Annotated in this window: 4 protein-coding genes and 1 pseudogene; all 5 read left to right on the forward strand. The window is 73.8% G+C overall.

What is annotated here, in order from left to right:
- Positions 1-701: pseudogene (locus ABD366_RS39245) on the forward strand (DNA polymerase III subunit gamma and tau); the annotation flags it as partial.
- Between the two features lie 219 nt (positions 702-920).
- Positions 921-2,180 (forward strand): phosphoribosylamine--glycine ligase, encoded by a 1,260-nt coding sequence (gene purD / locus ABD366_RS39250; RefSeq protein ID WP_324774102.1) that lies wholly within the window; start codon positions 921-923, stop codon positions 2,178-2,180.
- A gap of 354 nt (positions 2,181-2,534) precedes the next feature.
- Positions 2,535-4,301: a hypothetical protein gene (locus ABD366_RS39255; RefSeq protein WP_324774110.1), complete on the forward strand. Its 1,767-nt coding sequence runs from the start codon at positions 2,535-2,537 to the stop codon at positions 4,299-4,301.
- Between the two features lie 279 nt (positions 4,302-4,580).
- Positions 4,581-6,023, forward strand: coding sequence for a N,N-dimethylformamidase beta subunit family domain-containing protein (locus tag ABD366_RS39260; RefSeq protein ID WP_324774108.1), 1,443 nt, complete (start codon positions 4,581-4,583; stop codon positions 6,021-6,023).
- Positions 6,024-6,113: 90 nt separating this feature from the next.
- The gene (locus ABD366_RS39265) at positions 6,114-7,016 is read left to right on the forward strand and encodes a phosphoribosylaminoimidazolesuccinocarboxamide synthase (protein WP_324774100.1); all 903 of its coding nucleotides are present in this window, start codon (positions 6,114-6,116) and stop codon (positions 7,014-7,016) included.
- The last annotated feature ends 34 nt before the right edge of the window (positions 7,017-7,050 follow it).

Below are 7,050 nucleotides of genomic sequence, written 5' to 3' on the forward strand. Positions count from 1 at the left end.
GGCCCACAGCCGCGTCCGCCGGTACGGGCCGCCCGCCCGTCCCGGCCGGGGCTTCCGCTCCGGCGGCCTCCGCCCCACAGCAGCCTGCGCCCGCGCCCGCGCCGGCCCCCGCCCAGGCCGCGCCCGCCGCTCAGGCGCCCGTCGGCGGCCCGGACCCCCGCACTCTCTGGCCGAACATTCTGGAGGCGGTGAAGAACAAGCGCCGCTTCACCTGGATCCTGCTGAGCCAGAACGCGCAGGTGACAGGGTTCGACGGCACCACGCTCCAGCTCGGCTTCGTGAACGCGGGCGCCCGGGACAACTTCGCGAGCAGTGGCAGCGAGGACGTACTGAAGGCGGCCCTGACCGAGCAGTTCGGCGTGCACTGGAAGGTCGACGCGGTGGTCGACGCCGGTGGCGGCTCCCCGGCGCAGCCCGCGCCCGGCGGCTACGGCGGCGGCTACACCCCGCCCCCCGCCCCGGCTCCGGCTCCGCCCGTGACGGCCCCCGCACCGCCCGCGGCCTCCTCGGCCCCGGCGCCCGCGGCCGCTCCGGCCCCCACCCCGGCCCCGGCGCCCGCCCCGGTCCGCCGCCCGGTCTCGGTGGAGGACGACATCCCGGAGGACGACGATCCGGACCTCGACGAGAACGCGCTGACGGGCCACGACCTGATCGTCCGCGAGCTGGGCGCGACGGTGGTCGAGGAATTCACCAACGAGTAGCCCGGCGGCGGCCACGGCGGCGGCGCGCTTGCGGACCGGAACAAGCCGACCGAAAAACCACCGCCCCGCCGCTCCGGCACGGAGCGCCGGGCCGGCCGTCCTGCGCCCAGGACCCCGCCTCCGCCACCCCAGTACTTGGAGAAACCCACAACCCCGGCCCCGTCTGTCACTGGGCAGCCCGTACAAGAGCACCCCACCCGGACGGATAGGCTGACCGACGTGAAGGTCCTCGTCATCGGCGGCGGCGCCCGCGAACACGCCCTGTGCCGCTCTCTGTCCCTCGACCCCGCCGTCTCCGCCCTGCACTGCGCCCCTGGCAACGCAGGCATCGCCGAGGTCGCCGAGCTGCACCCCGTCGACGCGCTCGACGGCTCCGCGGTCACCGCCCTCGCCGAGAAGCTGGAGGCCGACCTCGTCGTCGTGGGCCCAGAGGCTCCCCTGGTCGCGGGCGTGGCCGACGCCGTCCGTACCGCCGGCATCCCGGTCTTCGGCCCGTCCGGCGAGGCCGCGCAGCTCGAAGGTTCGAAGGCCTTCGCCAAGGACGTGATGGCGGGCGCCGGTGTGCCGACCGCCCGGTCCTACGTCTGCACGACCCCGGCCGAGGTCGACGAGGCGCTCGACGCGTTCGGCGCCCCGTACGTGGTGAAGGACGACGGCCTCGCCGCCGGCAAGGGTGTGGTCGTCACCGACGACATCGAGAAGGCCCGCGCCCACGGATACGCCTGCGAGCGCGTCGTCATCGAGGAGTTCCTCGACGGGCCCGAGGTCTCGCTCTTCGCGATCACCGACGGCACGACGGTCGTCCCGCTCCAGCCCGCCCAGGACTTCAAGCGCGCGCTCGACGACGACGAGGGCCCCAACACCGGTGGCATGGGCGCCTATTCGCCGCTTCCGTGGGCCGACCCGAAGCTGGTCGAGGAAGTCCTCGACACGGTTCTCCAGCCGACGGTCGACGAGATGAAGAAGCGGGGCACGACGTTCTCCGGTCTGCTCTACGCCGGTCTGGCGATCACCAGCCGCGGCGTCCGCGTCATCGAGTTCAACGCGCGCTTCGGTGACCCGGAGACCCAGGTCGTCCTCGCCCGCCTGCGCACGCCGCTGGCCGGTGTCCTGCTCGCCTCCGCGAACGGCACGCTGGCCGACCTGGAGCCGCTGCGGTGGAGCGACGACGCGGCCGTGACCGTCGTCATCGCCTCGCACAACTACCCGGACACCCCGCGCACCGGTGACCCGATCACCGGGCTCGACGAGGTGGCCGCCCAGGACGCCCCGAACGCGTACGTCCTGCATGCCGGGACGAAGCAGGACGAGGAGAGCGGGGCGGTCGTCAGCGCGGGTGGCCGCGTGCTGTCCGTCACCGCGACGGGGACCGACCTCACGCAGGCCCGCGAGCGTGCGTACGTCGCTGTGACCCGCATCGGCCTCGACGGCTCCCAGCACCGTACGGACATCGCCGCGAAGGCCGCTGCCGAGAGCTGAGCCCGGCCGTCGCAGAACGCCGGGCGAGTGTCACCCTCTCTCGTCCGGCCCCCGATGTCAGCTACCTCTGCCCAAAGCCATTCCATCGAGTGACCGATGGCCCGTCCGGCTGACGATGTCCCAGCTCCCAACTAGGGTGCGGCGCACGGAGTTCAAGCGCCTGCGAGGTGAACCACCGCCCGTCCGGAACCGTTCCATGAGGGGACAGAACCAGACGGACCACCGGCATTGCGATGTCGGTGGCGGGTGCCACAGTGGGGGAGTGGACAACGCCACCAGTGTCCTGCCGTGGGTCTCGGCCCCCGGTGGGGCAAGAGGTACAGGCAGCAGGGGGTGACATCGGTCGTGTCCGGTATGGGTGCGGAAGCGGGTGCGCAGGCAGCGCGCTCCAGGGCTGTCGCCGTGCTGCGTATTCGCGGCAGAGCGACGGCGCTCGCCCTGCTGCCCGCGGCCGCTTCGGTGATCCTGCTCGCGGGCGGCGCCACCGGCCATCTGACCGGCGGGGGCTGGGACGCCGCGCGGCTGGTCGTGACCGTCCTCGCGGTGCTCGTCCTGCTCGCCGCGGCGGCCGTCGCGCTGGTCGTGGCGCGGGCGAGGCCCGCCCTCAGCCCGACGGTCCCGATCGCCGAGGAGACCGCCCCGGACCTGTACCGACTGGTGCGCGACCTGGCCGACCGGCTCGATGTCCCGGCGCCGTCGGCCATAGCGCTCACCCCGGACTGCGACAGCTGGCTCGAGGACCGCACCCATCCGGCGCACGGCCCGCCGCGGCCCTCGGCGCGCGACGCCGGAACGACGAGCGACGGCGCGAAGACGCCGGTGGCGCCGGTCCTGGTCATCGGCTCCCCGTTCCTGTGGTGGATGCGGGTGGCCGAGCTGCGGGCCGTCCTCGCACCGGTCGTCGCCGGTACGGGTCCCTCGGCCCACCCCGACATAGCGGCCGCCCGGCGTTTCGTGCGCGGCCTGGACGCAGCCGTCGCGGTCGCCGCGGCCCCCGGACGCGGCCCGGCGGCCCGGTTCGTGCTGAGCGGCGTCGGCCGGATCGCACGCTGGATGCTCCAGAGCTGCCGGGTGCACGCCGCCGAGATGGAGCGCGGGGTCGCCGCGGCCGGCGCCGAGCGCGCACAGGCCGTGGACTACGGCCTGCGGATCGTCGCGCAGGAGCAGGTCGGGCTCGCCTACGCGGGCTGGGACCGGCTGCTCACCCGCGTCGCCCTGCCCGCCTGGCGCATGGGCCGCTGGCCGTCCCGCCTCGACGTGGGGGTGGTCGCCGCCCTCACCGAGCTGTCCCGCCGCGACCGGCTCGCGGAGGGCTTCGCCTCCCGGCTCGGCGAGCGCCCCGCCTGCGACCTCCTCGAAGAGCCCGGCGCCGTGGACGAGGCCGCCTCCCTGCTCGCCGCCCGGCTCTTCCACGGCGGCCCCGCGGAGTCGGGCCCGGACTGGGCGCCGGTGGACTGGCAGGAGTACCCGGACGAGGTCGTGGACCGTACGTGGCGCACGGACGCCGCGCGTCTGCACCGGGTCCTGGACACCCTGGGCGTGCACAGCACCCGGGCCGGCGCCTCCACCGCCCCCGAGGGCCCCACCCTGGCGCGCGTCCTCGACCACCTGGCGGCGGACCCCGGAGCCGGTCCGGCGCAGACTCCCCCGGCCCCCGAGCCGACCGTGTCCCCGGAGACGTACACCGACGCCGAACTGGAGGCGCTGCTCGCCCCGGCCCCCCGCCCCGAGGCCGACTCCCTCTCCGCCGGTCTCAGCGCCGAGCTGGAGCGCGAGGAGAAGGCGCGCCCCCCGGCGCCCGCCCCCACGAGCCAGGGCCCGGACGATGCCCTGTGGGACGAGGGCGCGCTGCCGTTGTTCCCGTTGCAACCGCCGCGCAGCGGGCGGGAGTTGCTGGCCGACCACGTCACCGCGATGGTGTGCTGCGCGGCCGTCGACACGGCCGGTGCGGCCCCGGGCCTGGACTGGCTCGACGGCCCCGCCCTGCTCGTCGGCGGAGAGCGCGCCGGGGACCTCACGCCGCGTGTCCTCAGCCTGGTGGAGGACGGCGACCCCGAGCCCCTCAAGGGCTGGCTGGCCCGCCTCGGCATCCGCCCGGAGAAGCCCGTACGGCTGGTGTGACCGCCCGCCGACTGCCCCCCACCGCCCCCCATCGAGCCCTCCGGCCTATCCGGAGGTAAACGCTCCACTCTCGTCAATTCACGACGAACGGTGACGGAGTGCGTGCGTAATGTGATGTGCTGGGACCGGTCGCGGACAACCCCGCGCACCACGGGCTCGGGGGAGCGAGGGAGGGGAGCGGCCATGGGGCCGGACAGCGCGGGGAAACCGGAGGACGCGGCGGGGCAGAGCGCCGCGCCGCCGCCCCGCCCGCGCACACCCCGCTGGGAGTCCGGAGCGATGGCGCACGCCGTCAGCGACCCGTTCGGACAGGGACCGCTGCCCTGGCTGCGCGGCAGCGAGAACTACTTCGACGACACCGGCCAGGTCGTCCCCTGGTACGTGGACCCCACCGCACAGTCCGGCGCGGGCGGCTCCCGGCCGCCGCGCACCAGCGGCCCCCGCACCGCCGACGACGTGCACCGCCAGATCAAGGGGTTCACCTCGACCGGCGCCGCGGCGCCCGGCGAGGCCATCGACTTCCACATCACGGTCGACCCGCCGCAGCAGTTCAGCGTGGACATCTACCGCATCGGCCACTACGGCGGCGACGGCGCCCGCAAGATCACCACGAGCCCGCGCCTGTCCGGCATCGTCCAGCCCGCGCCCCTGACCGCCGACCGCACCATCTCCTGCCACCACTGGTGGCTGTCCTGGCGCCTCCAGATCCCGACGTACTGGAACGTGGGGGCGTACGTGGCCGTCCTCACCACCGTCGACGGCTACCGCTCGCACGTCCCCTTCACGGTCCGCGACTCGCACCCCGCCGACCTGCTCCTGCTGCTCCCGGACATCACCTGGCAGGCGTACAACCTCTATCCGGAGGACGGCCGTACCGGCGCCAGCCTCTACCACGCCTGGGACGAGGAGGGCCGGCTCCTCGGCGAGAGCGAGGCCGCGACCACGGTCTCCTTCGACCGGCCGTACGCGGGCGCGGGCCTGCCTCTGCACGTCGGCCACGCCTACGACTTCATCCGCTGGGCCGAGCGGTACGGCTACGACCTGGCGTACGCGGACACCCGTGACCTGCACGCAGGCCGGATCGACCCGACCCGCTACCGGGGCCTGGTCTTCCCCGGCCACGACGAGTACTGGTCGGGGAACATGCGCCGGACCACCGAGCTGGCCCGCGAGAGCGGCACGTCCCTCGTCTTCCTCTCCGCCAACACCATGTACTGGCAGGTGGAGTTGGGTCCGTCCCCGTCCGGGGTGCCGGACCGCCTGCTCACCTGCCTCAAGCGCAGGGGCCCGGGGAAGCCGGCGCTCTGGCGCGAGATCGACAAGCCGGAGCAGCAGCTCATGGGCATTCAGTACGCGGGCCGCGTCCCAGAGCCGCACCCCTTGGTCGTACGGAACGCGGACCACTGGCTGTGGGAGGCGACCGGCGCGCACGAGGGCGACGAGATCGAGGGCCTGGTCGCAGGCGAGGCCGACCACTACTTTCCGCGCACCGCCCTGCCGCCTCACCAGGACCGCATCCTGCTGGCCCACTCCCCCTACCGGGACAGCGACCAGGCCCGCCGCCATCAGGAGACGTCCCTGTACCGGGCACCGTCCGGCGCCCTGGTCTTCGCGTCCGGGACGTTCGCCTGGTCCCCGGCCCTCGACCGCCCGGGCCACGTGGACCCGCGGATCCAGCGGGCGACGGCAAATCTGCTCGACCGCATCTGCAAACGGGACTGAGCGCGCGGCACCCCGCGGCACCCCTGGCCAAAACTCGTCCCCCGGTACGGGAGAATCAGAGCTACTCGTACATGACCACGGGGAGGAACCGTGTCCGGATTCGTCGAAAAGCCCGAGCCAGTACAGGTCCCGGGCCTGGTCCACCTCCACACCGGCAAGGTGCGTGAGCTGTACCAGAACGACGCGGGCGACCTGATCATGGTCGCCAGTGACCGCATGTCGGCCTACGACTGGGTTCTGCCCACGCCGATCCCGGACAAGGGCCGGGTCCTGACCCAGCTCTCGCTGTGGTGGTTCGACCAGCTCGCTGACCTCATGCCCAACCACGTCCTGTCCACGGAGCTGCCGGCCGGCGCCCCCGCCGACTGGGCGGGCCGCACCCTCGTCTGCAAGTCCCTGGAGATGGTGCCGGTCGAGTGCGTCGCCCGCGGTTACCTCACCGGCTCGGGCCTGCTCGAGTACAACAAGACGCGCACGGTCTGCGGCCTCGCCCTCCCGCACGGCCTGGAGGACGGCTCGGAGCTCCCCGCACCGATCTTCACGCCCGCCACGAAGGCCGCGGTCGGCGAGCACGACGAGAACGTGAGCTACGAGGAGGTCGCCCGCCAGGTCGGTGCGGAGACCGCCGCGCAGTTGCGCCAGTCGACCCTCGCCGTCTACAGCCGGGCCCGCGACATCGCGCGTGAGCGCGGCATCATCCTGGCGGACACGAAGTTCGAGTTCGGCTTCGACCGGGAGGGCACGCTGGTCCTCGCCGACGAGGTGCTCACCCCGGACTCCTCGCGCTTCTGGCCGGCCGACCAGTGGCAGCCGGGCCGCGCGCAGCCCAGCTACGACAAGCAGTTCGTCCGGGACTGGCTGACCTCCGAGGCGTCCGGCTGGGACCGCAAGAGCGAGCAGCCGCCGCCGTTCCTGCCCGAGGAGGTCGTGGCCGCGACGCGCGCCAAGTACATCGAGGCGTTCGAGCTGCTGACCGGGACCCCCTGGTCGTAGAGCGGGCCGTGCACGCCGAGAGCCCCGGTCCACA

It is taken from the genome of Streptomyces kunmingensis (assembly GCF_039533535.1).
Lineage (GTDB): Bacteria > Actinomycetota > Actinomycetes > Streptomycetales > Streptomycetaceae > Streptomyces > Streptomyces kunmingensis.

What these genes read in the sequence shown, in the direction of transcription:
- ABD366_RS39255 (WP_324774110.1), top strand. Translation starts at nt 2,535, where the DNA reads ATGGGTGCGGAAGCGGGTGCGCAGGCAGCGCGCTCCAGGGCTGTCGCC.
- ABD366_RS39260 (WP_324774108.1), top strand. Translation starts at nt 4,581, where the DNA reads ATGGCGCACGCCGTCAGCGACCCGTTCGGACAGGGACCGCTGCCCTGG.